This window comes from Lentzea sp. NPDC036955, assembly GCF_055608005.1.
Window position 1 is genome coordinate 192622 of sequence record NZ_JBVJRC010000014.1, and the last position, 26283, is coordinate 218904.

Annotated in this window: 28 protein-coding genes and 1 pseudogene; 12 read left to right on the forward strand and 17 right to left on the reverse strand. The window is 71.2% G+C overall.

Annotated features, from left to right (window positions below; all coding sequences use genetic code 11):
• Window positions 1–114: 114 nt before the first annotated feature.
• The 5 genes from ACZ7CF_RS37840 to ACZ7CF_RS37860 all read right to left on the reverse strand — a co-directional run bounded on the left by ACZ7CF_RS37840 (window position 115) and on the right by ACZ7CF_RS37860 (window position 6397).
• Entirely contained in the window at window positions 115–1491 is a 1377-nt protein-coding gene (locus tag ACZ7CF_RS37840) for a pyridoxal phosphate-dependent decarboxylase family protein (protein ID WP_470372081.1), read from the reverse strand.
• A complete protein-coding gene (locus ACZ7CF_RS37845; RefSeq protein WP_470372082.1) occupies window positions 1482–2687 on the reverse strand; it encodes a tryptophan 2,3-dioxygenase family protein in 1206 nt (401 codons plus the stop codon). Before ACZ7CF_RS37845 ends, ACZ7CF_RS37840 begins: the two co-directional genes overlap by 10 nt.
• On the reverse strand, window positions 2680–3786 hold the full coding sequence (locus ACZ7CF_RS37850) for an acyl-CoA dehydrogenase family protein (RefSeq protein ID WP_470372083.1): 1107 nt from the start codon (window positions 3784–3786) through the stop codon (window positions 2680–2682). The genes ACZ7CF_RS37845 and ACZ7CF_RS37850 overlap by 8 nt, the downstream gene beginning before the upstream one ends.
• Window positions 3787–3873: 87 nt before the next feature.
• Complete coding sequence (locus ACZ7CF_RS37855) at window positions 3874–5049, reverse strand: MFS transporter (protein WP_470372084.1); 1176 nt, start codon at window positions 5047–5049, stop codon at window positions 3874–3876.
• 475 nt (window positions 5050–5524) lie between these two features.
• Entirely contained in the window at window positions 5525–6397 is an 873-nt protein-coding gene (locus tag ACZ7CF_RS37860; RefSeq protein ID WP_470372085.1) for a hypothetical protein, read from the reverse strand.
• A gap of 248 nt (window positions 6398–6645) precedes the next feature.
• Here ACZ7CF_RS37860 and ACZ7CF_RS37865 point away from each other — a divergent pair, with 248 nt between their 5' ends.
• Window positions 6646–7344, forward strand: a complete 699-nt coding sequence (locus ACZ7CF_RS37865; RefSeq protein WP_360399986.1) for a LamG domain-containing protein — start codon at window positions 6646–6648, stop codon at window positions 7342–7344.
• A 139-nt stretch (window positions 7345–7483) separates the two neighbouring features.
• Here the strand turns inward: ACZ7CF_RS37865 and ACZ7CF_RS37870 are convergent, their stop codons facing one another.
• Window positions 7484–7765, reverse strand: coding sequence for a hypothetical protein (locus ACZ7CF_RS37870; RefSeq protein WP_458432961.1), 282 nt, complete (start codon window positions 7763–7765; stop codon window positions 7484–7486).
• A gap of 216 nt (window positions 7766–7981) precedes the next feature.
• Here ACZ7CF_RS37870 and ACZ7CF_RS37875 point away from each other — a divergent pair, with 216 nt between their 5' ends.
• Together ACZ7CF_RS37875 and ACZ7CF_RS37880 are read left to right on the forward strand one after the other, a co-directional pair.
• A complete protein-coding gene (locus ACZ7CF_RS37875) occupies window positions 7982–8383 on the forward strand; it encodes an STAS domain-containing protein (protein WP_470372086.1) in 402 nt (133 codons plus the stop codon).
• Window positions 8384–8723: 340 nt separating this feature from the next.
• Window positions 8724–8942 carry a hypothetical protein gene (locus ACZ7CF_RS37880; RefSeq protein ID WP_360399978.1) on the forward strand — a complete coding sequence of 73 codons (219 nt, stop codon included), beginning with the start codon at window positions 8724–8726 and terminating at the stop codon, window positions 8940–8942.
• Window positions 8943–8957: 15 nt separating this feature from the next.
• Here the strand turns inward: ACZ7CF_RS37880 and ACZ7CF_RS37885 are convergent, their stop codons facing one another.
• The 3 genes from ACZ7CF_RS37885 to ACZ7CF_RS37895 all read right to left on the reverse strand — a co-directional run bounded on the left by ACZ7CF_RS37885 (window position 8958) and on the right by ACZ7CF_RS37895 (window position 12066).
• Entirely contained in the window at window positions 8958–9155 is a 198-nt protein-coding gene (locus tag ACZ7CF_RS37885; RefSeq protein WP_458432959.1) for a hypothetical protein, read from the reverse strand.
• 62 nt (window positions 9156–9217) lie between these two features.
• Window positions 9218–10069, reverse strand: coding sequence for a pyridoxal kinase PdxY (pdxY, locus tag ACZ7CF_RS37890; RefSeq protein WP_360399972.1), 852 nt, complete (start codon window positions 10067–10069; stop codon window positions 9218–9220).
• A gap of 215 nt (window positions 10070–10284) precedes the next feature.
• Complete coding sequence (locus ACZ7CF_RS37895; protein WP_458432957.1) at window positions 10285–12066, reverse strand: N-acetylglutaminylglutamine amidotransferase; 1782 nt, start codon at window positions 12064–12066, stop codon at window positions 10285–10287.
• Window positions 12067–12226: 160 nt separating this feature from the next.
• Here ACZ7CF_RS37895 and ACZ7CF_RS37900 point away from each other — a divergent pair, with 160 nt between their 5' ends.
• Window positions 12227–13645, forward strand: coding sequence for an amidase family protein (locus ACZ7CF_RS37900; RefSeq protein ID WP_470372087.1), 1419 nt, complete (start codon window positions 12227–12229; stop codon window positions 13643–13645).
• 9 nt (window positions 13646–13654) lie between these two features.
• Here ACZ7CF_RS37900 and ACZ7CF_RS37905 read toward each other — a convergent pair whose 3' ends face one another.
• Window positions 13655–13957, reverse strand: coding sequence for an STAS domain-containing protein (locus tag ACZ7CF_RS37905; protein WP_360399963.1), 303 nt, complete (start codon window positions 13955–13957; stop codon window positions 13655–13657).
• 33 nt (window positions 13958–13990) lie between these two features.
• The gene (locus ACZ7CF_RS37910; RefSeq protein ID WP_470372088.1) at window positions 13991–14947 is read right to left on the reverse strand and encodes a PrsW family intramembrane metalloprotease; all 957 of its coding nucleotides are present in this window, start codon (window positions 14945–14947) and stop codon (window positions 13991–13993) included.
• A 258-nt stretch (window positions 14948–15205) separates the two neighbouring features.
• On the opposite strand from ACZ7CF_RS37910, the gene ACZ7CF_RS37915 reads away from it, so the two are divergent.
• Window positions 15206–15571 carry an STAS domain-containing protein gene (locus ACZ7CF_RS37915; RefSeq protein ID WP_360399957.1) on the forward strand — a complete coding sequence of 122 codons (366 nt, stop codon included), beginning with the start codon at window positions 15206–15208 and terminating at the stop codon, window positions 15569–15571.
• Window positions 15572–15582: 11 nt separating this feature from the next.
• Here the strand turns inward: ACZ7CF_RS37915 and ACZ7CF_RS37920 are convergent, their stop codons facing one another.
• Both ACZ7CF_RS37920 and ligD read right to left on the reverse strand, forming a co-directional pair.
• Window positions 15583–16005, reverse strand: coding sequence for an ATP-binding protein (locus tag ACZ7CF_RS37920; protein WP_470372089.1), 423 nt, complete (start codon window positions 16003–16005; stop codon window positions 15583–15585).
• Window positions 16006–16262: 257 nt separating this feature from the next.
• Window positions 16263–17258, reverse strand: coding sequence for a non-homologous end-joining DNA ligase (ligD, locus tag ACZ7CF_RS37925; protein WP_470372090.1), 996 nt, complete (start codon window positions 17256–17258; stop codon window positions 16263–16265).
• Window positions 17259–17387: 129 nt separating this feature from the next.
• On the opposite strand from ligD, the gene ACZ7CF_RS37930 reads away from it, so the two are divergent.
• Entirely contained in the window at window positions 17388–17777 is a 390-nt protein-coding gene (locus ACZ7CF_RS37930; RefSeq protein WP_360399948.1) for an STAS domain-containing protein, read from the forward strand.
• A 453-nt stretch (window positions 17778–18230) separates the two neighbouring features.
• Here ACZ7CF_RS37930 and ACZ7CF_RS37935 read toward each other — a convergent pair whose 3' ends face one another.
• Window positions 18231–18473, reverse strand: coding sequence for a DUF6289 family protein (locus ACZ7CF_RS37935; RefSeq protein WP_360399942.1), 243 nt, complete (start codon window positions 18471–18473; stop codon window positions 18231–18233).
• A gap of 244 nt (window positions 18474–18717) precedes the next feature.
• On the opposite strand from ACZ7CF_RS37935, the gene ACZ7CF_RS37940 reads away from it, so the two are divergent.
• Window positions 18718–19545, forward strand: a complete 828-nt coding sequence (locus ACZ7CF_RS37940) for a S1 family peptidase (RefSeq protein WP_470372091.1) — start codon at window positions 18718–18720, stop codon at window positions 19543–19545.
• Window positions 19546–19668: 123 nt separating this feature from the next.
• Here ACZ7CF_RS37940 and ACZ7CF_RS37945 read toward each other — a convergent pair whose 3' ends face one another.
• Window positions 19669–20211, reverse strand: a complete 543-nt coding sequence (locus tag ACZ7CF_RS37945) for an ATP-binding protein (protein ID WP_458432946.1) — start codon at window positions 20209–20211, stop codon at window positions 19669–19671.
• Window positions 20212–20298: 87 nt separating this feature from the next.
• Complete coding sequence (locus ACZ7CF_RS37950) at window positions 20299–21288, reverse strand: MerR family transcriptional regulator (protein WP_470372092.1); 990 nt, start codon at window positions 21286–21288, stop codon at window positions 20299–20301.
• Window positions 21289–21360: 72 nt separating this feature from the next.
• On the opposite strand from ACZ7CF_RS37950, the gene ACZ7CF_RS37955 reads away from it, so the two are divergent.
• The 5 genes from ACZ7CF_RS37955 (at window position 21361) to ACZ7CF_RS37975 (ending at window position 25997) form a co-directional block, all read left to right on the forward strand.
• Window positions 21361–22266, forward strand: coding sequence for a tetratricopeptide repeat protein (locus ACZ7CF_RS37955; RefSeq protein ID WP_458432942.1), 906 nt, complete (start codon window positions 21361–21363; stop codon window positions 22264–22266).
• Between the two features lie 67 nt (window positions 22267–22333).
• On the forward strand, window positions 22334–23491 hold the full coding sequence (locus tag ACZ7CF_RS37960) for a S8 family peptidase (protein ID WP_470372093.1): 1158 nt from the start codon (window positions 22334–22336) through the stop codon (window positions 23489–23491).
• A 97-nt stretch (window positions 23492–23588) separates the two neighbouring features.
• Window positions 23589–24500 carry a hypothetical protein gene (locus tag ACZ7CF_RS37965; RefSeq protein ID WP_470372094.1) on the forward strand — a complete coding sequence of 304 codons (912 nt, stop codon included), beginning with the start codon at window positions 23589–23591 and terminating at the stop codon, window positions 24498–24500.
• Window positions 24501–24669: 169 nt separating this feature from the next.
• Window positions 24670–25257 (forward strand): papain-like cysteine protease family protein, encoded by a 588-nt coding sequence (locus ACZ7CF_RS37970; protein ID WP_360399921.1) that lies wholly within the window; start codon window positions 24670–24672, stop codon window positions 25255–25257.
• A gap of 8 nt (window positions 25258–25265) precedes the next feature.
• Window positions 25266–25997 carry a hypothetical protein gene (locus ACZ7CF_RS37975; RefSeq protein WP_470372095.1) on the forward strand — a complete coding sequence of 244 codons (732 nt, stop codon included), beginning with the start codon at window positions 25266–25268 and terminating at the stop codon, window positions 25995–25997.
• A 40-nt stretch (window positions 25998–26037) separates the two neighbouring features.
• On the opposite strand, the pseudogene ACZ7CF_RS37980 reads toward ACZ7CF_RS37975, so the two are convergent.
• Window positions 26038–26283: pseudogene (locus tag ACZ7CF_RS37980) on the reverse strand (cytochrome bc1 complex cytochrome b subunit); the annotation flags it as partial.

Sequence of the window (26283 nt, forward strand, 5' to 3'; positions counted from 1 at the left end):
CCCCGCGCACCAGCCGATCGACCCGAACACCCACGTGGAATACGTGCGGAACCAAATGCTCAGCCGCGGTGCGGTCGAGCGGCCGGATCTCCGCCGCGCCGGCCGGGAGCACGCTCACCTGAGCCCGGAGTGGGAGACGGCCAGCGCCTCCACCCGGTCGTGCAGTCGCGGGATGAAGTCCTCGAACTCCGGCTTCATCAGCACGCTGCGGATGATCCGCGCCTCGGGGGCATCGGCGGCGACACCGGGATGCCGGCGGACGAGTGCGTCGGAGCGCACCTTCACCGTGCTCAGGAACACGGGATCTGCTTCTGTGCCACCGCTTTCCAGCATCCTGGCCGACACCTGGTCCACCAGCCGCATGCTCGCGGGCCGGACGACCGGGAAGTAGGTGACGATGTCCAGCTCGGGTTCCTGGTACAGCTCGAGGGCCTCGGACGACGCGATCCTGGCCGACCAGTCCAGGGCGGCCCGCCTGCCGGCGCCCAGGACCCGGCCCAGTCCTGACGGGGTCGGCGGCAGGACCCGGAAGGTGAGCCAGAGAGCCGCCGCGGCCGCACCGGCCCGTGAGCACTCCAGGCTCGTCTCGCCGGGGTTGAACCCGGCCGGAGCGCAGTAGGTGTACGGGGAGTCGTGGGCGTAGAACCGGTTGACGTCCGGGTCGTTGAAGAGCACCGCGCCGCAACCGTAGGGCTGCAACCCGTGCTTGTGCGGATCGACCACCACGGAGTCGCACCGGGAGATCGCCCGCCACGGCTCCGGCGGCAGCGCCTCCGCGGTGTCCGATCCCGCGAGCAGCGTGAAGAAACCGCCGTAAGCGGCATCGACGTGGATGCGGACGTCGTAGCGCTCCCGCAACGCGAGGACCTCGTGGATCGGGTCGACCGCGCCGAGACCGGTCGTGCCGGCGGTCAGGACGACCGTGCCGATCCGCTGTGTCCGCAGCAGCTCCTCCAGTGCCTCGACGTCCATCCGGCCCCGGTCGTCGACCCGCACCGCATGACTTTCGACGCCCAGGACGCGGCACATGCGGCTGTGCGTGAAGTGGGCTTCCTCGCTGAACGCGACGCCTTGGCCGGGCCGGAGCTCTCGTGCGACGTAGAGGGCTTCGAGGTTCGCGATCGTGCCGCTGGTGGTCAGGTGACCGAGCGGGGCCTCGAACCCGAACATGCCGGACAGCTGCGCGACGACCTCCTGCTCCATCTCGACGGTGGCCGGGCCGCCGTCGAACGCGTGGTTGTTCGGGTTCACCAGCATGGCCGCCAGGTAGCCGATGGTGGCGGCGGAGTGCGGCGGGCGGACCATGTGCCCGGCGTACGACGGGTGGAAGAAGGGGTAGTTCTTCCCGAGCCGCTCCGTGAAGTCGTGGAAGGCCGCCGCGAACACGTCATCGTCGACCTCCATCGACGGGTGGGGTGAGAACGGCGGAAAGGAGTCCTGCCACCTGGCGTTCTCCTCCTGTGCCCGGATCATCCACTTGGTCAGGTCCACGGGTAGCCTCGGCCTCCGTCGAAGGAAGAATCGTGCTGAGGGCGCTGCTCGCCGATCGGCCAGAAGAGCCGGTTCTCCGTGCACTGCCGCAAGTACTCGATGCCGTCCGTGCCGCCGGTGCCGTTGCTGTCGCCGATCATCGATCGCGCGATGGAGTGGTGGGTGCGCTTCCACTTCTGATGACTCTGTTCCAGCAGGTGCACCGCGTTCGTCACCACCGCGCTCTCCGCGTCACTCCACCTGCTCTGCCGGCGACGGTGCCACGCGGACAAGGAGTCGAGCCCGGACAAGGCGCGCAGCCGCACGCGCGGAACGGAGAGGAAGGCGGGGGAGTCGAGGCGACCTTTCCTCGGCAACGCGCAGAAGATCTCCACCAGCTTGTACGCCTCCGACTGGATCGCGCTCGACCCGTCGGTCTGCATGCGGAAGGCCTGGAAGTTCGCCGGTGACATGGTGGCCAGCAGGCTGAACAACCCCGACGCCTGGTCCAGCGTCGTCGCAGCCGACTCGATCCGGGCGGCGACCTCGAAGGCGCATCCGGACTGCGCGACCGCTGCCGCCTCCTCCAGCGTGGCCGCCATCATCGTGAACACCGTCTCGTAGCACTGCAGAACTCGGATGAAGAGGTACTCGTCGTGGTGGTCGGAGACGGGGAGGACGCTGAAGCGGATCACGTCCTCGACCGGTTCCGCCACGAGCCCGGGTCTTGTTCCCAGCGGGTCGAAGTGCTCGCCCAGGGAGGCCGCCTTGCGAATCCTCTTGAGTGCGAGCTGACGGCGTGGCCGGCCGCTCGGGAGGAGCTCGCTCTCGTCGTCGTCCTTCATCGTCATCCACTCGAACTCGGCCAGGTCGCGCAGGAGGCGCGCGACGAGGGTCCGTCCGGTGTGGACGTTCTCGGCCGTCGGGAGGAGGGGCTTCAGGACGTCCAGGGCCAGGTAGCTGCGGTAGGAGTACCGGTCCTCCGCCTTGTCCAGAACGCAGTTGTAGAACTCCGCGACCACCGGTCCGGTCGCGGCGTCGGCGCGGCCCGCTCTGGCCTGTTCCAGGGCGTCATCCCCGAGCCGGTCCTTGCCGTGCCGCAAAATCCGCAGGCGTATCGAGCTCGCCAGGTCCGGTGTCGGGCCGCCCTGCTGTGCGTCGATGGCGGAGGTTGTTGTCGCGTGCTCGTCCACTGTCGTCCCCCGTGGCTCAGACATCACGCTGGAGACCGGGCGGAACTGCCGCGCCCATCCTGCTCAGCGCGTAGGCCTGATACGGTCCGGAGTAGACGTTGATGGCGTGGTTCAACCCGGCATGGGCATCGCGCCAGAAGCGCTGCATGGGCCGATCCGACCGCAAGGCGTTCCCGCCTGAGTGGCTGTAGAGGCGGTCGAGTGCCTCCACAGCGCGCCGGCTGCCGCGAACCTGGTCGCAGCGGGCTGCCGCGCGGAGCTCGAACGGCACTTCCTTGCCGGAGTCGACGATGTCCCACATGCGGCCCACGTTGGCCATCATCTGGACCCGTGCGGACTCGACCTCGGAGCAGCACTCGCTCAGCTGTGCCAGGAGGAAGTTGTCCTCACGCACCAGCCGGCCGGACTCGTCGACCCGATCGCGCTGGTAGTCGAAGGACGCCGCCAGAGCGCCACGGCACATGCCGATGATGGACGCCGTGATCGCGTTGGGGAAGATGGCCGACCAGGGCATGCGGAAGAGGGTCTCGCTCCTGCCTGCCTCCCTGGCCGCGACGCCGCTGACGACGTCCTGCTCAGCGATCACGCGCTCGGCAGGCACGAACGCGCCGCTCACCGCGACGTCCTTGCTCCCGCTGCCACGCAGCCCGACCGCGTTCCACGACCCGTCGATGATCGTGTAGTCGCTCCGCGGCAGCAGCATGTGCAGCGTGCCCTCGGAACCGACGCGATCGCCCTCGGCATCGACCACGGTCGCACCCAGCCAGGCCCACTCGCAGTGGTCCGTGCCGGACGAGAACGCCCACCTGCCGCTCAGCAGATAGCCTCCCTCGACCTTGCGCGCCTTGCCGAACGGGGAGAACGGCGACGCCACCCAGGTGTCCGGGTCAGCCGCCCACACGTCGTCCTGAACGGACTCCGGCATCAGGGCCAGCTGCCACGGGTGCGACCCCACGACGCCCGCGACCCAGCCCGCGGCGCTGCAGGACTCGGCGGTCAGGATCACCGCGTCGAGGAACTCCCGCGGATCGGCCTCGAAACCACCGTGCTTCGCGGGTTGCAGCATTCTCACCACACCGGTCTTGCGCAAGATGTCCGCGGTGTGCGCGGGGAGTGCTCCCATCTCTTCTGCTTCCGCAGTCTGGGCCCCGAGTTGCACACGTGAACCCTCGATCTGCTCAAGAACATCGTTCACCATGTGAGTGGTCCTTCATCGTGAAGTGTTTGGTACTTCTGTCTTCGTTCGGAGCTTCAACCGCGAATGCAGCAGATGTGCGGCTGCGGCAGCGGACAACGCGCAGACGACCGGGAGGGAGAAGGTCGACCGGGCGCCCAGTTCGTCCGCGATCCTGCCGACGGTGGCGGTGCCCGCACCGAAACCGAGCGAGAGACTGGACCACACCCAGTTCATCCCCTCGGTCTGGATCGCCACCGGAACGAGCTCGTCGAGCAGGTGGAAGGCGTTGATGATGGTCGGCGCCATGCTGAGACCGTTGACCGCGGAGCAGGCCATGAGGACGAGCAGGCTGTCCGCGGTCAGGTAGAGGGCGGGGAGCAGGCCGAACGCCGAGGCGCTCAAGGCGAGCCGCAGCGACGTCGGCCCGCTCCGCGTCCGTGAGCCGTACAGAACGGCCGAGACTCCGCTGCCCACTGCGAAGCAGGTGAGGACGAGGCCGGCGCCACCCGGCTGACCGAGTTCAGCGGAACGCGCGACGAGCAGCACCTCCGCCGCGCCGCAGGTGGCTCCCAGCGCCAGGAGCAGGACGAGCAGCAGCGGCATGCCCGGATACCGTGCGGCGAGGCGCCGGTGCACGCGAGCGACGGGAGGCTGCCTGGGCGGCTCGGTGTGCCGCTGGAAGAGCAGCCAGGTCGCGCCGCAGGCGGTGAGGAGAACGGCCGAGGCGACGGCCAGGTACGGCGAGACCTGGATCGCGAGAGCCGCTGTCAGCAAAGGACCGATCGCGAAGACGACCTCGTCCAGAACCGTTTCGACCGAGTAGGCGGCGGATCTCTCGGTGCTGCCGTCCGGCCACATCGTCGCCCAGCGCGCCCGCGTCATCGGCCCGGTGTTGACCGCTGAGGCGCCCAGGAGAAGAGCCAGGAGCAGCGTGGCCGGAAGCGGCGCGTCCAGCGCGACCGATCCGAGCGTCATCGTGGCGAGCGCGAAATGCGCGAAGATGGACAGCAGCAGCGTTCTGCGCTGCCCGAAGCGGTCCGCGACGATTCCGGCGACGGGACTGCCGAGCGCGTTGCCGATCGTCCAGCAGCCGCTCACCAACGCGGCTTTCCCGTACTGACCGGTGGGCAAGGCCAGCAGGAGGAGCAGGCCGAGCGGGTAGATCCCGACGAACAGACGCGACAGCACGCCCGCGATGCAGAAGGACACGGCCCCTCGTCTGGCGAAGGCGCTGCGATAGCCTGCGAACACAGCGGACCTCCAACGGCGTTCGGACGAGTTGCTGAACGGGACAGCGGCAGTTCACCGCGCTCGTGGAGATCGGGTCGCCGCAGCGCTTCGACACTGTGCAGCGCGGAAGCCCGCGAATGCGAGCCGCGTTTCGCCTGGCGGGACGCTTTGTCGGGGAACCGGCCGGCGATGTCGCCGCCCGCGTCCGATCGGGAAGCCCGCCCAAGCGAACGGGCACACCTCTCCGGTTCGACGTTGACGGCCGGCGTCCGTCAGTCCCGCACGGGAACCAGGGCCTGTGTCGAGGTCCGTGTTCGCGACAGCCGGGCCTGAGGCGGCCCCTGGGGGCACGGGCGACCAGCCCACGTACAACACCGGTATGCGGGCTGTCCGCCCGCACCGCCAGGAACCACCTCAGGCGCGACTCTCATCGAACGGGACCTCGACACAGGCCCTAGGGTGCGACCGGGCGTTGTGGCACGGGCGAGCCCACCATCTCGCGCGGGTGCACGAGCGAGTGCTGCACCAGCCCGTCCAGCCGGGAACGCAGGAACGAGCGGTACGGGTTCGGCTCGCACAGGTCCGTCAGGGTGGTCACGGCCAGCGAGTGCAGGTCGCGGACCTCGCGGGCGTACAGCCGCACGGCACCGGGGGTGCTGGAGAGGTCCCGCAGCACCATCCTGGCGTGGACGTTGCCGCCGGCCTCCTCGCCGAGCCGGATCATGTGCTGTCTGAGGTGCGTGCTCGCGATCTTGCAGGCGTTGGCGAGCAACAGCGGTGGTGTGCGGTCGTCTCCCGCGGAGTTCGCGGCGGCCTGATCGGCCAGCAGCCCGTACAGCCTCCCGAACTCGCGCCACCGCGGCCCGTCCGCGGCTGCGCAGGTCCGCACCGCCATCACCGCGTCGCGCGCGTACGCGTTGCTCCGGGCACTGGACGTCGAACCGGGATCGGCCGCCGCCTCTTCGAGGTCGGCGGTCCACGTCCGGCGAAGTTCCTCGGTGATGTCGAGAGAACGCAGGTAGGACAACGGCAACCGGGTCGCCGCCGCGCCCGTGCGCGTTTCCGCACCGGCCCACCACAACGACGACATCACCGACACCGGCATGGCCTTGTGCGGAGAACCTCCCGCTGCCGCCGCGGTGACGACCGCGAACAGCCGGGCGAACACCAGCGGCGACTCCACCTGCTTGAGGAGCTCGGCGCTCGACGGGGCAGCCCGGTGGTCGTTCGTGAGCCGCAGGTCCGCGTCAACGCACCGAACGGCGATGCGCAGGGTCTTGGCGAAGTTGCCGAGTGGAGGCCGGGAACGGTGCTCGGTGATGGGCATGGTGGATCCCGACTGCTCGACTGGAGGGGGAACGGTCAGTGCCGCCGACGGCGTGCATCACAACACGCGATGAACCGGCGGTGAAGTCCTGACCCGCGCCGCGTCACCTTCGGACCGATGACCGTGACGGTTCGGGCAACCCCGGCGGTGCTCCTCAGGTGGCCGGTCGTGCCGAATCCGGTGGCCGTTCGTGAACAGGTCGACCGGTTCCGCGACACCTGTGCTGCGATGGCGGTAGAGGAGACTCCATGGCGAACAAGCGTTGGAAAGCGCTCACCGCGGCGGCGATGAGCCTCGTGCTCGGGACGGGGTCGGCAGCCGCAGCGCCGTCCCCGGTCGACGCGCGAGCGGGGTACGTCGAGAACTTCGACTCGCTCGACCCGGCGATCTGGCAGTGCGAGCACAGCTGCCCGACCGTCACCGACGGTGTGGCCAGGTTCGAGCTGAAGGCCGGCGCCCCGCCTCGCACCGCCGGCTCCTGGTCCAAGGTCCGGTACCGGCCGCAGCGCTTCACCTCGGGCGAGTTCACGACCCGGTTCGCGCTCAGCCACCGCCCCCGGCAGCAGGTCTGGTGGGGCGCCGCGTTGTGGGACAACGGTCCCGCCGCGGACGGGAGCCAGTTCAACGAGATCAACTTCGGCTACACGACCGACCAGAGCTACACGAACACCCAGCTGCGCTTCGAAAGCGCCAAGCGCGGCAAGGCCGTCTCCCTCAAGGTCGACACCGGCGTCGACCTCTACGACGGCAAGTACCACATCGCGACGTTGCGGTACACCTCGTCGTACGTCGACCTGCTCTTCGACGGACGGCACCTGATGAGGATCACGGACCGCTCGGTGATCCCGACCGATCCGATGAGCTTCGTCCTCGGGCCGCGCCTCGTCGCCGGAGCGCCGTTGACGGGGAACTTCACGCAGTCGGTGGGAGCCGCTGAGATCGGCTGACCGGCCAAGGCCGAGCAGTTGCACACCGTCGTGGTACCGGCCCACCGCGGCACGGGGCTGGGCCACCGGGACCAGTTCGTCCACCTGGCGGTCCGGTCGGAGGTCGCCGACCTGGCGATGTGAGCGAGGGGATCGGCGGTCAGGGCGGGTCGTCGTCGCCCGAGGACGTGGGCCGGAACCATTCCGTGCGGTGGGTGCGGTTGGCGTCGGCGACGTTCCCGGCGGCCGGCCCGCCGCCGTCCGGATCGACCACGGTGCCGCTCTCGGCGGCGGGGAGCCGGCGCCAGCCCGAGCAGCCGTTGACGCACGGGTGGTTCATCTCCGTCAGCACGAACGCGCCGTCCTCACCGGGCACCGGTTGCTGCCAGGTGATCGTGCCCGTGTCATCGCACAGGTCACAGCGGGGTTCGTGTTGCCGCACACCGCGAGCATCCACCAGATCGGTGGGAAGTCCGATTTCGGTCACCGGGACGGGCGAACCGGGCGGCCTGAACACCGCGGACACCTGCCCTCCACCATCGTGTACCTGCGGTGGGCCGGGCCAGCGCGAACCGCTGATCAGTGCGAACCTGGGTCCCGGTGACGAGGTCGACAGCCCGTCCGGGGAAGGGTGGTCCAGCATGGCCGGCGGTGCACGGTGACGCACGCTCGACGCGACGGGATCTCAGACCTCACCATCGAGACCGTCGACCACGACGGCGTGCTGGTCGTGGCGCTCAACGGCGACATCGACATCACCAACGCCGGTCAGGTGCGCACCGCGCTCGAAGAGCAGCTCAACACCCACCCGGTCGGGATCGTGGTGTGGCTGGCGGTGGGCTTCCTCGCGTCGACGGGGCTGTCGACGCTCGGTGAGGCCAGCCGCCGGGCGCAGCAGGCCGGGGTCGGGTTCGCGGTCGTCGCGGCGGCGCACTCGGCGCGGCGTTCTCTGCTGGTCGCCGGCATGGACAGCGTCCTGCTCGTGCACGAGTCCGTTCCGCACGCGGTCGAGGCGCTGCGCACGGCGGCGGTGGCCGAGCGGACCGACCTCGCACACTGACGGCGCCGATCTCGACCGCCGTGCTCAGGTGACGGCCGGCCGCACGGCCTGGTCCAGGGGCGAGCACGTCGTGAGCACGCCGTACACCTGGCTGAACCGCAACGGCCGCAGCACGCTGTGGTGGTCCACCACGACTGCCGCCGCGCAGCGGTCACCTCGGGGCGTCGGCTCGCTGCTCGACCGGCAGAGGCCCTCCCGGCGCGTTGTCCGCCCTCACCGCCACGCCCGCCGGACAGGTGGTTTCGCTGTCCTGGCACGGGTTATCCGTGCGGGACGTCGAGCAGCCGGCGACATCGAGACCGCCTCGACCGAGGCGTGCGTTCACCCCACGGGAGTCGCCATGGCGACGAAGTCCTGCCCAGGCCGCGGAGCGGTCGTCACCTACCTCAACCCCGACGTGCTGCACCCGACCGTCTACCTGCGGGGTGTGGTGGTCGGACCGCACGTGGTGGATCCGCAGACCTCACACGTGTGGGTGCCGGTCCTGCGGCCCGACCGCACCATCTCGGTCCTGGACATCGCCAACATCGTCGCCGTGCAGGAACCCGAACTTCCCTGACCAGGCCGGCCGTGGTCAGCGCCGGGACCGCTTGTGCCGGACCAGGTCCGCGATGCCCTCCGCGACGAACCCGCCGGTGAAGCAGCCGGCCAGGATCAACGCCCAGGAGGCTTCCTCGATGAACACGAAGCCGATCACGTTCGCGATCACGAGCAGCAGACCGACGATCACGTAGTAGCGCGCGGAGTGCTGCCGTGGTGGTTGGTCGACCATCGGAACAGTCTCGCAACTCCGCCGGGCGGTCGCGACGCAGTTGACCGCCCGGGACGCCGGGCTCAGCGCACCTGCTCGGCCTTGAACTGCATCCGCGGCGTCGCGTAGAACTCCTGGGCCTGCACCAGGCGCAGCTCGCGCTCACCGGAGCGGTAGGTCAGGTCGATCAGGTCGAAGACGCTCGACGCGGTGCGTTCCAGCGCCAGCGCCGCGTCCTTGGTCTGGACGTAGTGGGCGGTGAACAGCGCGGCTGTGACGTCACCGGACCCGTTGGCCTTGAACGGCAGGTGCGGGGTGCTCACGAGCCACGACCCGGCGCTGTCCACGACGAGCATCTCGATCGTGCCCTCCTCCCGGTCGGGCCGCTCGACGCTGGTGACCAGCACGGTCGACGGGCCCATCGCGCGGGCGAGGTCGGCCGACGCCAGCGTCTCCTCGACGCTCGCCGGCTCGGTGCCGGTGAGGAAGCCCAGCTCGAACTGGTTCGGGGTGATGATGTCGGCCACCGGCACGACCCGGTCGCGCAGCAGCACGGGGATCTCGGGCGCGACGAAGCACCCGGACTTGGCGTTGCCCATCACCGGGTCGCACGCGTAGAGCGCCGCCGGGTTCGCCGCCTTCACCCTGCGCACCGCGTCGATGATCACGTCGGCGATGCCCGTGCCGCCCTGGTAGCCGGACAGCACGGCGTCGACCTGCCCGAACACCCCGCGTTCCTCCACGCCGAGGAGGATCTCGGCCACGTCCGACGGCGGCAGGAGCGGACCGCGCCACGCGCCGTACCCGGTGTGGTTGGAGAAGTTCACCGTGGGGATCGGGACGACCTCGACCCCGAGGCGCTGCAGCGGGAACACGGCGGCGGAGTTGCCGACGTGGCCGTGGGCGACGACCGACTGGATGGACAGAACCTTCATCCGCCCACTCTAGAACGGCCACCTGACCAGCGCGGGGCTCCGGCCCGGCCGAGACGGTGTTGCGGGCGAGACGTCGGTCTCACGACGAACGCCTCCGCCCCGGCCACGGCCTGCGGGCAACGACCCGGGAGGACCTGAGCTCGGGTCGACGGGGTCGAGCAGCTCCCTCCCGGCTGCCGTTGCGCGGGGAGACGTCACCGCAGCCGTCGGGCTGATCACCCGATGCCGTGCTGCTGCAACCACATCTCCAGCACGCCGAGGTGCCACAGCTCGTTCCCGCCGGCCTTGGTGGCCTGCCCGTTCGGGTCGGCGAGCAGGCCGTCCACGTACTCGCGGCGCAGCACACCGCGTCCGCGTGCGGCGGGGGAGGTCATGGTCGAGCGCAACAGGTCGAGGACCTCACCGTCGAGCTGGATGAGGGCTGGCACCGGGAAGTAGCCCTTCTTCCGGTCGACCACGTCGTGCGGCAGCAGGTCGCGGCCGATGTCCTTGAGGATGCCCTTGCCGTCCTGGTCGGACTTCAGCTCGGGCGGGCACGCGGCGACCAGCTCCACCAGGTCCTGGTCGAGGAACGGCACCCGCGCCTCGACGCCCCACGCCATCGCCATGTTGTCCACGCGCTTGACCGGGTCGTCGGGCATCAGCAGGTGCGTGTCCGTCCGCAGCACCGCGTCCAGGGCGGTGTCCGCGCCGGGGTCGGCGAGGTGGGCTGCGGCCAGGTCGCCGCTGACGTCACGGCCCAGGAGCCACTGCCGTTCCAGGACGTCCGCGAGCTCGTCGTGCTCGAGGTCGTGGAACGCCTCGCGCAGGACGTCCGCCGCCTGCCGCCGGGGAGCACCGGCCGCAGGCTGGTGGTAGCGGTAGCCGGCGAACACCTCGTCGGCGCCCTGACCGCACTGCACGACCTTGACGTGCTGCGACACCTCGCGGCAGACCAGGTAGAACGCGGTGACGTCGTGGCTGCCCATCGGCTCGCTCATCGACCCGACGGCGTCCCGCACCGCCGCGGCGATCTGCTCGTCGCCGACGCGGAGCTGGTGGTGGTCGGTGCCGAACTTCTGCGCGATGGCGTCGGAGTAGGCGAACTCGTCGCCCTCCACGTCACCGCGGCTGGTGAACCCGATGCTGAACGTGCTCGGCCGCTGCTCCTCCGCGGCGAGAAGGGCGACCAGCAGGCTGGAGTCGAGACCGCCGGAGAGCAGGACGCCGACCTCCACGTCGGACACCGTGCGGCGGCGCACCGCGACCTGCAGCGCCTCGCGCACCGCCTGCCGCCAGTCCTGGGCCGTCCAGTCCGCGTGCTCGGGGCGCCGCGTGTACGACGGCTGCCAGTAGACGCGGTCGCGCGGTTGCTGCCCGCGTTCGAACACGCGGATCGTGGCGGGCGGCAGCTTGCGCACCCCGCGCAGGACGGTGCGGGGTGCGGGCACGATCGAGTGCCACGTCAGATAGTGGTGCAGGCCGACAGGGTCCAGCTCGGTGTCGACCCCGCCGCCGGCGAGCAGCGCGGGCAGGCTGGAGGCGAACCGGGTCCGCCCGCGCATCTCGGAGACGTAGAGCGGCTTGATGCCGAGCCGGTCCCTGACCAGCAGCACCCGGTCGCGGCGGCGGTCGAACAACGCGATCGCGAACATGCCGACCAGGTGGTCGACGAACTCCTCGCCCCAGTGGTGGTAGGCCTTGAGGATCACCTCGGTGTCGCTGGTGGAGGTGAAGCGGTACCGGCCGGACAGCTCCTCGCGCAGCTGCTCGTAGTTGTAGACGCACCCGTTGAAGGCCACGGCGAGCCCGAGCTCGTCGTCCACCATGGGCTGCGCGCCGAGGTCGGACAGGTCGATGATGGACAGCCTGCGGTGCCCGAGCGCTACCCTGCCCTCCGACCACTGCCCGGCACCGTCCGGCCCGCGCGACCACATGGCCCGCGTCATGCGCTCCACCGCGCCGAGGTCCGGCCGGCCCGACTCGTCCGTGATGATCTCACCGGCGATTCCGCACATGGCCACTCCTCGGGTGTTCCGCTGACAAGGTGTCTGCCGGATACCCCGAATGCCGCTGATCATGATCCGGCTGTGGCACGGCTCGCGTGTGAGCAAGAGCACTAGCCCGTCGCCCATTGGCAGGTTGACGCGGGCAGGCGGTGGGGTCGGCAATGGACCCATGGAACTCCCGGCCGCCGACCTCGACCAGGCGACCATCCCGCTGCTCGCACGCAGGATGGCGACCGGAGAGCTCACCTCCGCCGCCCTGACCCGCGCCTACCTGAGCCGCATCGCCGACGTGGACCGGCTCCTGCGCTCGGTGCTCGCGGTCGACCCGACGGCGGTGCGGCAGGCGGAGGAGAGCGACCGCAGACGAACGGCCGGTCGCTCGCGTGGGCTGCTGGACGGCATCCCCGTGCTGCTCAAGGACAACATCGACACCAGCGGCCTGGCGACCACGGCCGGCTCGCGGGCCCTGCGCGTGCCACCCGCCGCCGACGCCGAGGTCGTCGTGCGGCTGCGGGCGGCGGGCGCGGTCGTGCTGGGCAAGACGAACATGACGGAGTGGGGCAACTTCCGCTCCCCGTGGGCCACGTCCGGCTGGTCGGGGGTCGGCGGGCAGACCGCCAACCCGCACGTGCTGGACCGCACCCCGTGCGGCTCGTCGTCCGGCTCGGCCGTCGCGGTGGCGGCCTCGCTGGCGCAGGTCGCGGTCGGCACCGAGACCAACGGCTCGATCGTGTCCCCGGCCGGTCACGCCGGTGTCGTGGGGTTCAAGCCCACTCCGGGCCGGGTCAGCACCGCGGGCATCGTGCCGATCACCGCCCGCAGGGACACGGCGGGCCCGATGGCGCGGCACGTCGTGGACGCCGCGATCCTGATGGCGGCCATGGCGGGCACGACCGCCGACCTCACCCCGGGCACCCTGCGCGGCGCTCGGGTCGGCGTGTGGCGCAGGACCGGCTTCGACGCCGACGTGGACCGGGTCGTGGCCGCCGCGGCCGGCGTGCTGCGCCGCGGCGGTGCCACCGTCGTCGAGGTCGACCTGCTCCACCAGGACCGCATCCAGGGCGCCGACCGCCCCGCGATGGTCGTCGAGTTCAAGCACGACCTGGAGCGGTACCTGCGGACCAGGCCCGGTGCGCCGCGCACGGTGCACGAGCTGATCGAGTTCAACGAGACCGATCCCGTCGAGCTGTCCGGGTTCGGGCAGGAGATCTTCCACGAGGCGGAGAAGACCCGCTCGCTCACCGACCCGTCCTACCTCGACCAGCGGCGCGCCGCGACGGAGTGGGCCCGCCGGTCCATCGACGAGGTGCTCACCGCAGAACGCCTGGACGTGGTCATGGCACCCACCAACGGCCCCGCGTGGAAGCCGTGCGGCAGCGACCCCGGCGGCCTGCGGACCGCGTTGCCCGCGGCCGTGGCGGGGTACCCGAACATCTCCGTCCCCGCCGGGTTCGCGGGCCCGTTGCCGATCGGGGTGTCGTTCACCGGCGGCAGCGGGGCGGACGACGCGGTGCTGCGGTTCGCGGCGGCGTTCGAGCAGGCGGCGAAGGCCCGCCGGGCACCGGGGCTGCTGCCGACGGTGCCGTGACGGCGGTGCTCAGTGCTCGAACATCCGGGTGAGGCCGGTGAGGCGCAGGAGCCGTTGCACCGGCGGGCTCGCCGAGACCAGCCGCAGCGAACCGGTCATCTCGACGGCCCTGGCCCTGCTGCGGACCAGGGCGCTCAGGCCGCTGGAGTCGCAGTAGGTGACCGCGGCGACGTTCACGACCAGGTGGTGCCGCCCCTCGTCGATCAACCGGTCCAGCTTCGCGAGCAGCGCCGCCGACCCGGCCGAGTCGAGCTGCCCCGCGACCTCCACGAAGGTCTGCGCCGCAGCCGTTCCGGTGACCCGGATCTGCACGGTGCACCACCTCCCTCCACAGTGGACCTTCGCTCAGCGCGGTGACCGGCCGGTCGGCCACCACCGGGCGTCGGTGGCCATGGGGTAACCCCGCACGACCACGGGCGCGACCTGCCGGCGCGACGCGCGCACCAGCAGACCCAGCCACAGCAACCCGATCGCGGAGATGACCGCCAACCCGGTCCACGTGACCACGGTGAACAGCTGCACCTGCGCGGGCGTCGGCTGCGGCAGGTACCCCTCCGCCAGCACCCGCTGGTCGGTCAGCACCAGCGTGATCAGCACGGCGATGGTGTTCATCGAGTCCCACAGGGCGTGCAGCAACGACACACCCAGGTACGCGGCGAGCAGGCGCCCGGTCAGCAGGAAGTGGTCGCGGGTGCTGCGGGAGAACAGCACGGCACCGAGGATCGCGGTCCACAGGCCGTGCCCGAACGGGGCGAGCAGGCCGCGCAGCAGCTCGGTGGTGACGAGGTCCAGCACCGACAGGCCGTTCTGGGTGAACAACGCCGTCAACGCGTACCCGGCCGACTCGAAGGCGGCGAACCCGAACCCGACGCTCGCGCCCAGCACCAGCCCGTCGCGCACCGACTTCTCCCGCAGGTGCCGGGTCAGCAGGGCGAGCGCACCCAGCTTCACCGCCTCCTCGATCAGGCCCACACCGGCGAACAGCCACGGCGACGGGTGCAGCAGGTAGCTCTCCAGCAGCGAGGCGCCCAGCACGCCGAGGACACCGCCGACCGCGAACGTGCGGAACACCAGCTCACCGGTGACCTCGCCGGAGTGCCGGTGCCCGAAGGCCCACGAGACGAACGTGGCCGGTACCAGGAAGCTGCCCAGCAGTACGATCGTGGGGATCAGGTTGGTGTTGCGGGTGCCGAGCGTGATCACCACGGTCGCCACCCACAGGGCCAGCCCGACCGCGAACATGCGCAGCCACGGCCGTGAGCGCTTCCCGGTGTGCTGGTCGGCTGGTCCGGTGAAGGCCACGGGCCCCGCCCTTCGTCGGTCGCGAACACCTCGACCGGCCAGGCGTGCCGGTCAGTGGTGGTCTTCCCGCGCCACGCCCGGCTAACCGCCGCCGGAGCGACGCGTGATCTCGCAGGTCCGCCTGTTTCAGTTGTGGGTAACCGGGTATGCGCCTACTGTGGGATTTACACACACAATGTGCCTGCTCTTCGGGTAGTGGTTCGGACTGAAACAGGCAGCCGGGGCCGCACAGCATTGGCCAGCAGGAAGAGCACACCCATGGTTGCTCCGTCCCACGACGATGCCGCGCCCCTCACCGTCGAGGCGCACACCCGTGACGGCGTTCCCGTCCTCGTGCTCCGCGGCGAGATCGACCTCAGCAACGAGCACTCGCTCAGCGCGCGCATCGGCGCTCAGCTCGAATCGGGTTCGCCCGCTGTCCTGCTCGACCTGCGCGGCGTGGGCTACATGGGCTCAGCGGGCCTGCGGGTCCTGGTGGAGAACAACCAGCGGGCGGAGGACATGGGCGTCCGGCTCGTGGTGGTCGCCGACCACTCGGCCGTGCTGCGCCCCATCAAGATCACCCGGCTGGACCAGGTGCTGGAGCTGCACCCGGTGTTCCCCGAGCCGCTGCACCGCGCCTGACGCGTGCCGGCTCAGGCGGAGCGGAACGGCGGCTCGCAGGTGATGTCCGCCCACACCGTTTTGCCGTGCTCGCCCGAGGTGACGCCCCAGTCCTTGGCCAGTCGGTTCACGATGACCATGCCCCGGCCCCTGTCACCACCCAGCCGCGAGGTGCCGAGCACGGGGAGCTCGGGGGAGGCGTCGTCGACCTCGACGCGCACGAGGCAGGGTTCCTCCGAGCGGTGCAGGCGCAGCACGTAGGGAATGCGCCCGTGGTCGAAGGCGTTGGCCACCAGCTCGGTGACGATCAGCTCGATGTCCCCCAGCTCGTCCTCGGTGACGTCGCGCAGCACGGCACGCGTCCAGCGCCGGGCGGACGCCAGCTCACCTCGTTGACCGGTGAGCGGCATCTCGGAGGATCTCGGGCCGTCGTCGGTCTGCTCGCTGTGCCCCACGTGCCTCACGTCCTCGTGACAGGGGACGCTCGTCCGGCGTCTCGACCCGCTCAGCCTCGGAACGTCCATCATCCCCCCGATCACCCGGCCCAGCACGACCGTTCGGAGCATCTGCGCGGTGTCGCGCAGCGCAGCTCCCACCCACCGCTACCGCGGTCGAGGGGCTGGTCCGGTCCGATCAGGCCCGGTGCGCCCGACGGGAGGCGTACCTCCGCGCAGTCGGCGCAAAACCCGGGTTGTCACATCGGTGCCGGTGCTCACTCCTCGGACGTGAGCACCACGCTGGACGGGTCCCGGTCGGGGCGCAGCCCGCGCCACGCCGGGTGCCGCAGGCGGCCGTCCGGTGTCCACTGCCGGAACTCCACCTCGCCGACCAGGTCCGGTTCGACCCAGCGGGCGTCGCGGGCGTGCTCGCGCGGCACCCCGGCCGGGAACGGGCTGGTGGACCGTTCCCGTCGTTCCAGCTCGCGCTGCAGGTCGGCGAGGACCGCCTGGCTGAAGCCCGTGCCCACGTGCCCCACGTACACCAGGTCACCGCGCTCGTCGTGGGCGCCGAGCAGCAGCGACCCGATCCGGCCCGCGCGGTTGCCCTGACCCACCCGCCAGCCGCCGATCACGATCTCCTGGGTGTGGCGGAACGGCGTTTTCACCCAGGAGGGGGACCGGCGACCGGGCTCGTAGGTGGACTTGACGCGCTTGGAGACGATCCCCTCGAACCCGTACTGGCTCGCCACGTGCAGCACGTCCGCCGGCTCGGTGTCCATGAACGTCGGCGGCACCTGGACGGCGTGGTTGCCGGGCAGGGCCAGTTCGGTCAGCTTCGCCCGCCGCACGTGGTAGGGCGTGGCCAGCAGCGACCGGCCGTCCAGCTGGAGCAGGTCGAACACGAAGTAGGCGATCCGCGGCCGGGTGTGCCGCAGCTCACGGACGCCGGGCGCGACCTTGTCCCGCTGCTGGAGCAGCCCGAAGCTGGGCCGCCCCTCGTCGTCCAGCGCCACGATCTCGCCGTCGAGCACAGCCGTCCGGTGCTGAAGGAGGTCGGGCAGGACGGTCAGCTCGGGGAACCGGCCGATGAAGTCCAGGTCGTTGCGGCTGTAGACCCGCACGTCACGGCCCTGGCAGTGCGCGACACCCCGGTAACCGTCCCACTTGAACTCGACGGCCCAGCCCTCGCTGCCGGGCGGGTCACCCGGTGTGGCCAGCATCGGGCGGATGACTTCCAGCGGCTCGCCCGCGGGTGCGGCGCTTCCCACCCGGCCACCTCCTCGGTCCGCCCACTGCCGTAGTCATGGTCGGTGAGAATCGCCCAGCTCGCAGGGCGACGCCGCGCTTCGTAAGATCGGCGGAACGGAACGACTGCGAATGACCAGGTGAGGTGTTCAGTGACATCGGACGAGACGACGTCGACGGCCAGCATGAAGACCAGCGACCACGACGGTGTGCTCGTCGCTGTCATCACCGGCGAGCTCGACATGGTCAGCGTCGACGAGGTGGGCGCGGAGCTGTTCGAGCACCTGGACAAGCGCCCGGCCGGCATGGTGGTGGAGCTGGCCGTCGACTTCATGGGCTCGTCAGCGCTGTCGGTGCTGCTCAAGCTGCACGCACGGGCGCAGAGCGACGGGGTGGGCTTCGCGATCGTGGCCGCGCAGGCAGCGGCACAGCGTCCGCTGATGGCCAGCGCGCTGAGCCAGGTGCTGCCGATGGCCCAGTCGACGGAGGAGGCCCTGAAGATGGTGCGCAAGGAACCGCAGCCGAGCCAGCCGGCCGAGTGACCCGGCGCCGCACGTCACCGCGGAGGTGGAGCCGGGTCCACCTCCGTCCCGGTGGCTGACGCGGTGGGGAGCCCGGCTCTGCGCGTTCGTCCACATCTGTCGAGAGAACCGCTGAACGCGGTCGTTCGGGTCTATCCCGACGCCGCGATGCCGCAGTGGTGTGCGTGAGACCTGCTGGAGCATCTCGGTGGTGGTTTCTCGAAGAGAACATGAACGCCGCCGTCCGGCAGCCCACCATCACAAGCTCGGCCGCAACGGCGGCGGGCCTGGCCGTCGTCACGATCGGTGCCGACACCGGCGGCTCGGTCCTGTACCTGGCCGCCGCGACCTCCACCGCGGGCATCCGCCCGACCCGTTGCGCGGCAACCGCATCAGCGCGTGGCGCAAGGGCCACGGCGGCCTGGACCCCGACATCGACCGGATCTTCGACGCCGCCGTGCACTGGACGTCAGATCACACGTCGTTGCACCGCGCCTGCGTGAACTGCAGGTACCCGGACAGCTTGCCCGAACTGTCCACGCGACCCTGGCAGTCGATAGACCGGAACCCGTTGAACACGGTGTGCTCGCTGTCAGCCCAGTACTGATAGAGGCAGGCGTACCCGCTCTTGCACATCGGAATCGCCTGCGCCTGTCCGGTGGGCACCAGCACGACACCGAGCGCGGTAGCGGCGACCAGCAGCATGCGACGGATCACGATCGCATCCCTCCCCCTGACGTTTTCCCTCCCAGCAGGGTCCCACCGCGAGCACGGGGTGAACACCACCGAGCGGGCCTCAGGGCGTTGCTGCGGCAGGTTCAGTCCGATGGGGTGGGGCAGTGCGGCGATCGGAGCCGGTGGAGCAGGCTCCACCACGAATGATCAGGCTGTCCGCATGGTTCGAGTCCACTGTGAACGGACAGGATTGTCCTTGTTCGCGTTACTCGGATGAAGGAAGAGCATGTCGAGACTGAAGTCCGTGCGCCGTGGAGCGGTCCGGGTGGCCGGGGTCGTGCTGATGGGTGCGTTCGCCGCAACGGCGATGACCGGCACCGCCGGCGCGATCATCAACGGGAAGGACTCCACCGAGAGGTACCCGTTCATGGCCTCGATCCCGTTGTCGGTGCCCAGTGCGGGCAACATCAAGGGGGTCTGCGGGGCTTCGCTGGTCCACCCGCGGTGGGTGGTGACGGCGGCGCACTGCGTCGACCAGGACACCGGTGCGGTGCTGGACGGGACCGTGCGCGTCGGCAGCGAGCGGCGGACGTCCGGGGGCACCGTCCGGAACATCGAGCGCGTGGTGCGCCACCCCGGTTACGAGGTGGCGCCGGGCATGCGGCCCAACCGCAACGACATCGCGCTGATCCGCCTCGACCGGCCCGTGACCCAGCGGCCGATCCGGATCGCCGAACGCGCCGGTGCGCCCGGCACTCCGACCCGGCTGCTGGGGTTCGGCACCACGGTCGAGGGAGCCGGTCCGGCGGAGTGGAAGTTCGCCGAGCGGTTGCAGCAGCTCGACACCCGTCGTGGTGCCGAGTCCGAGTGCGCGCCCGGCTTCGCGGACCGGACCCGGCTGTGCACGGTCAGTCGCAAACCGGGTGCCATGGCGTGCTCCGGCGACTCCGGTGGGCCGCAGGTGCAGCGCGGCAAGTGGGGGCGGTGGGAGCTGATCGGCGTCACCTCCGGACCCGGTGACGAGGACGTGCCCTGCGCCAACGGTCCTGGCCTGTACACGAACGCGACCGCGTACGCGGGCTGGATCCAGAAGACGATCAGCACCAACCGCTGATCCGGCACCGGGTGCCGCCACCGTCCCCTCACACGGTGGCACCCGGTGCTCCGCGGCCGGCGTTGCCGCGCTGAAGTGCAAGAGCTGCAACGGCTCCAGCAGCCCGGACGGCAGGGGGAACGCTCAGGCCGGGATGGGGAGGCGCGCCCAGACGATCTTGAGGTCGTCCTCGACGCGCACACCCCAGTCGGTGCAGAGCCGCTCGACGATCTGCATGCCGTGCCCGCGGTACGGGCCGATGCTGGACATGCCGACCACCGGCGTGCGGCTGACCGTGGCGTCGCAGGCCTCGACGACGAGCTCCGCGCCGCGCTCGGGGTGTTCCTCCCTGCGCAGCACCAGCCGGCGGGGGTCGTCGGCGTGGTCGCACGCGTTGGCCGCCAGCTCGGTGGCGACCAGCTGCACGTCCACCACGAAGTCCTCGTCGTGGGCGGCCAGCGCCTCGGCGATGCGTTCCCGCACCACCGACAGGTTGTCGCAGCTCAACGACGTGTCGATGGCCACCTCACCGGTGGTCTCGCCGGGGGTGGCGTGGCTCTCCCCGCGGGTGCCGGCCGCGGCCTGGTGGGCGAGGTTCGCCGTCGCGATCGCCGACGTGTACGGCTTGGCCCGGCCCTCGTCGGGGCGTCGGCTGGCATCGGCGTGCGCGGTACGTTGCTCGGTCACCCCGACCGGATGCCCACAGCGGCGGCCGGTTACACGGCGAGCACTTCGAACGGGCGACATCCCGGTACAGTCCACAATGGACTGAGATCAGCGCGGTGCCGCGGAGGCCCGCAGGGCCGCGGCCAGCCATTCGAACGGGAACTGCTCGGGTTCCGCGCCGTTCACGGTGCCGACCAGCGCCATGTACCGGTCGAACAGCCCCTCCGGGTCCGGTGGGGTGCGCTCCCACTCCGCGCCCGCGAGCATGTGGTCGGCGGTCTGGAGGCGGAACTCCGGCGTGTCCGGTGTGCGGGGGACGTCCGCCACCGCGAAGACGCCGGTCAGCCACTCGATCCAGCGGTCGGCGACGTCCAGCCCCCGCGGCGAGTCCGGTGGCACGCCCTCCCGTGCGGCGTCCATCGCCGCCTGGCCGATCGGCGTGGCCTCCTCGAAGGCCTCCAGCATCGGCGCCGAGGACATCACCGGTCCCGCGCCGGTGGTGCAGACCTCGTGCAGCTCACGGCGCAGGGCCTGCCGGACGTCACCGTCGCGCACCAGCTCCGCCAGCTCGATCCACGCCTCCAGCTGGGCCGCGGTGGGGTGGTCGGGCAGCACCGGCCGGGCCGCCCGCCACCACTCGACCATGCGCTCCGGTGCCTCCCAGCCCGTGGTGACCTCGGTCCAGAACTCGTCCACGAGCCGGTCGCGCTCCTCGTCCGACATCCCCACCAGCCGGTGCATCAACGTCGCCTGCTCCGCGGTCGAGTCCTGCCGCAGGATGGCCGACAGCACCGCGCGCCGGCTGCGCAGCCGTGCCTCGTGCCCCTCCAGCAGGGTCAGGTGGGTGGCGGCCAGGTCGCGCAACGTGGCCTCGCCGGCCAGCACCCGGCGGATCTCGTCGAGGCCCGCGTCGAGCTCGCGCAGCGTCCTGACCAGTTCGAGGCGGGCGATGGCCGACACGTCGTACAGGCGGTGCCCGGCCGGCGTGCTCGCGGCGGGGGAGACGACACCGGCGTCCGCGTAGTACCGGACCGCGCTGACGCTCAGGCCCGTCCGCCGTGCGACGTCACCGATCGGGTACAGCTCGTCCATGTCCATGACGATCACTATGCGATCTCAAGTGGCTTGAGGTGCAACCCCGCGCCCGGACCGGTCCGTAAGGTCCGCTGCATGACGAACAGCCCCTACGAGGTTCTGGCCGGTCTGCTGCGCGACCAGGAGGCGAGCGGCGCGGACCTGTACGCCGCCGCGTGCGAGGTGCGGGAGTGCTTCGTGCGCAGCGAACACCTCATCGGACTGTTGCCCGCGGACGCGCCGCGGCTGCTGACGGCGGGACTCACGCGGGCGGGCCGCGCCGGTGTGGTGGAGGCGTGGCTCGAGCTCGGCCGGCTGCTCGCGCACGGCGCGGCACCGTGGGCGCCGTACCCGGAACAGGACGTCCCGGCGTCGATCGAGGCGTACCGCGAGGCCGACCGCGCGGGCTCGCTCGCCGGTGCGCTCGGGTGGGTCCGGATCGCGTACTTCGCGACCAGCGCTGAGCACGAGCAGGACGCGGCCCGGCGGCTCGACGAGCTGCTGGCGGAGCACCCGGCGGACCCGGACGTCCTGCTGCTGTCCGGTTACCTGCGCTTCCGCGGCTACGGTCACCCGGCCGACCCCGCGGCAGCCGTGCCGTTCCACCGGGCGGCCGCCGAGCACGGCAGCGGTGACGCGGCGTTCGAGCTGAGCGTGCTGCACGCGACGGGGACGGGCGTGCCGGCGGACGACGACGAGTCGATGCGGTGGACCGTGCGCGCGGCCGAGCTGGGCAGCGTGCGGGCCATGGGCAACCTCGGCTACTACTACGCGACCGGCCGCGGCGTCGAGCACGACCCCGCGAAGGCCCTCGACTGGTATGGCAAGGCCGCCGACGCGGGCCACGGGAAGAGCGCTTACACCGCGGGCGTCATGTGCCTGACCGGCGACGGGGGCCTGCCCGTGGACGAGCGCCGGGCGGCGGAGTTCTTCGACCTGGCCGAGGAGCTCGGCGTCGACGTGGACGACCACCTGGACGCGATGGGCCTGTCCCGCGCCTGACCCGGCGGGCCGGCGCGGTCGGTCCTACGGTTCTGGCACCCCTGTTGCCGTCCTGATCGGAGCCACCATGCGAAGGCGACTCACCCGCACCGCACTCGCGGGTCTGCTGGGCGTCACCAGCGCGCTCGGGAGCACCGCGGTCGCGGACGAGGACACCGCGCGCTACGTGGTGCTGCTCAGGAACACGCCAGCGCTGCCCGGCGTCGTGCACACGGCGACCGTCCTCGGGGGAGTGGTCCACAGGCGGTTCGACGCCCTCGGCGCGTTCTCCGCCGACCTGACGCCCGCGGACGTCGACCGGCTGCGCCGGGACCCGGCCGTCGCGCTGGTGCAGGAGAACCGGGTGCACCGCGTGGAGACCGCCCCCGCGGCCGCTCCCGCCGCCGTGCCGTGGCACACCGACCGCGTCGACCAGCGCGGCCTGCCCCTCGACGGCACCTTCGCCCCCGGTGGCACGGGAGCCGGCGTCGACGTGTACGTCGTCGACAGCGGGGTGCGCACCACGCACGCCGAGTTCGAGGGACGCGCGGAGAGCGCGTACAACGCGGTCGCGGACGGCAACGGCGACACCGACTGCGCCGGCCACGGCACGTTCGTCGCGAGCCACGTCGCGGGCCGGACGTACGGCGTGGCCAAGAAGGCGAACATCAAGGCGGTCCGCGTCCTCGGGTGCGACAACTCCGGCACGACCGAGGACATGGCCGACGGGATGAACTGGACGGCGCTCAACGCGCCGCGCGGCTCGGTGGTCAACGTCAGCCTGCAGAGCTCGCACGGCAACACCGACACCGTCCTCGACGCCGCGGCGGGGAAGCTGGTGGACAACGGGATGCTGGTGGTGCTGATCGCGGGCAACTTCGCCAGGGGCGACTGCCGGAACTCGCCGAAGGACCCGCGCGCGATCACCATGGGCGCCACCACGCGGACCGACTCGCGCAACACCGGCACCAACGCGTCCAGCTACGGCAGCTGCGTGACGGCGTTCGCGCCGGGTGCCGACGTCACCGGCGCCGGCAGCTCGGGTGACACGGCCGTGCTGAGCGGCTGGTACGGCACGTCGTTCGCCGCTCCGCTGGCCGCGGGCGCGGTCGCAATCGCCAAGGAGGCCGACCCGGACCTCACCCTGGAGCAGGCCGTGCGGCTGGTCGTCGACCGGTCGACGAAGGGCGTGCTGACCGGCGTCGGCACCGGCTCGCCGAACCGGTTGCTCTACGCCGGGTCCTGATCGGACCGCCTGCCCTTCCCCGTGCCGGTCCCCGCCCACTACGGTGGCCGGTCACGGCTGCCACGCCGGGTGGGGCCGCATCGGAACGGGGGTTCTGATGGGTGTGGACGAACTCGGCGACGCACTGAGGTACGGGCCGTTCCACCGGGCGCTGCGGGTGGCGATCGACCGCCGCGGCCTGTCGCTGTCCCGGTTGCGCGCGCACCTGGCGCGGATGGACCTGGCCGTGGCCGAGTCGACCCTGAGCTACTGGCAACGCGGGATGCGCCGGCCGGAGGGACCGCGTGCGTTCGCGTTGATCAGGGGGCTGGAGTCCGTGTTGGACCTCGCCCCGGACTCGCTGACGACCCTCGTGGGCCCGCGGGACCACCCGGTGCGGGTGCCGACGACGTCGTTCATCGAGCTGTCACCGCTCGGGCCGACCACGACCGAGCTGCTGGCGAGCCTGCTCGACGACCCGGCCCGGTGCAACGCGGGGCTGGAGGTCGCGCTCACCCAGGAACGGGTCGTGCTGGGCGACCGCGGTGAGCAGCAGGACGTGACGACCCGGATCGTGCTCACCGCCGGCAACCCGGGCCCGACCCGGTACCTGGCCATCTACCACGGCGACGACGACTGCGACATCGAACGGGCGAGCGTCGTCGCCGGGGACGGGTGCCGGATCGGGCGGGTGCGCCGGGCCGACCGCTCGATGGTGTTCGAGCTGCTGTTCGACCGCAGCCTCGACGAGGGCGAGACGGCCGTCGTCAGCTACACGGTCAACGACCGGTCGGGCACGCCGTGCCCCGGTTACACGCGGATGTTCCGCGACGGCGCCGGTCCGTACCTGCTGCAGGTGGCGATGACCGCGAAGGCGCTGCCGAGCAGGTGCACGCGGGTGCTGGGCACGCGCGAGCACCAGCCGCCGGTGGAGGTCACCGACCTGATCTGCGACCGCGCGCTGGTCGCGAGCGCGTTCTTCCCCGTCGTCCACCGCGGTGTCGCCGGCATCGCCCTGGAGTGGCGCTGACCGGGTTCGCGGAAACATTCACACCGCCGTGGCGGAAGCCGACGTTCGCGTTGTGAACGGTCGCGCCGCCCGCGCACCGATCTTGTGCCCGTCCCCGCCTCGTGGCCATCGTTCGGCTGTGCCCGGAACTCACCGGGGAACACCCTCGACGTCCACGAAAGGAGGGCCCGTGAGCACCCTGCGCCCACGAGCTCTTGCCGCGGTCGCGGCGGTGGCGGCGGGATGGCTGCTCGTGCAGCCCGTCGCCACCGCGGCGCCCGACGTCTCCGCCCTCGGCCGTCTCAACTTCACCATGCAGGCCCAGGAGCAGACCCAGTGGTGCTGGGCCGCCGCCGGCACCAGCATCGCCCGCTACCACGGCACCTCGGTGACCCAGACGCGGTTCTGCCAGCTCGCCCACGACGAGTCGGGCACGAGCTGCCGCAACAACCAGGGCGACCTCGGCGAGGTCCGCGAGGCGTTCTACGACCTCGGCTACTCCTCGCCGGGCAGCTACCTGTCGGGCACCGTCACGTTCGCGTCCATCCGCGACCAGATCGACCGCGAGCAGCCGATCGAGACCCGCATCCTGTGGTCCTCCGGCGGCGGCCACATGCACGCCGTCTACGGCTACGAGGTCGACAGCAGCAACCGCCAGTGGGTCAACTGGGCCGACCCGTGGGGCAGCAACACCCGCTACAACCGCTCCACCTACAGCAGCTACCGCTCGAACACCTCGTTCACCTGGACGCACACGCTGACGGGCATCAACCGGTGAGGACGGCCATGAACACTCGCAACCTCACGGCCGCCGCGGTGCTGTCGGCCGTCGTCCTGCTCGCCGCGGGACCGTCGGCCCACGCGGACGAGGCGGTGTCGGCCGCCGACCTCCAGGCGGCACGGGCGGCCGCCACCGAGCAGTCCACCGTGGACGCCGTCGCGGACTTCCTCGGCGACCTGCGCGGCAAGGGCGCGGCGACCGTTGCCGTGCGGGACGGCGTCGTCCCGGTGTACACGCTCTCGCCGGAGTTCGTCTCCGGTGCCAGGGACGCGCAACCGGGCAAGCTCGCCTACGTGGCGGTGCCCGCGTCGTCGAGCGACGGTCAGACCTCGACCATCCAGACCGTGCGCGGCGCGGACGGCCGGTGGTCCGTGGCCAACCTGGCCTCCGGTGACCAGGAGTCCACACTGGCCGCGAAGCTGCCCGCCGGTGCCACCCTGCTGCACGAACCGCAGGTCAACGCCTGGTACGCGCAGAAGGGCACGCGGCTGACCGTGCTCGACGCCGGTGGCAGCGGTCGTCGTGCGGGGGAGCGGCTGACGGTCGCCGAGTACCAGCGGGCGGTGGCGAAGGCGTACGGCGGCAAGCAGAGCGGGTCCGCCTACGCCGCCCAGGGCCTCGCGGGTGGCTTCGGTCCGCAGTCCGGTGAGGACTCCGTGCTGCCGCTCGTCGGCCTCGGTGCGCTGGCACTGCTGGGATCGGCGGCGTTCGCGCTGCGCGTGGCTCGGCGCGACTGACGGGCCGATGGGGTGCCGCGCAGCCGCGGCACCCCGTTCCTCAGGCCTTGGGGTCGGAGGGCTTGCCGGCCAGCTCGCCCGCGGTGTCCTCGGCGCTGATGCCTTCGGAGACGTGCGCCCTGCGGCGTGCGTTCTCCAGGGCCACGGTCTCCTCGACCGGGTCCGGCGACCACGTGCTGCCCGCGACCGGGTGCCCGGCCGAACCGAGCTTGTTCATCTTCTTCGGCACCGACGCACCCTGATAGGCCAGGGGGATCGGGTGGCCGTGGTCGTCCACCGGGCCCAG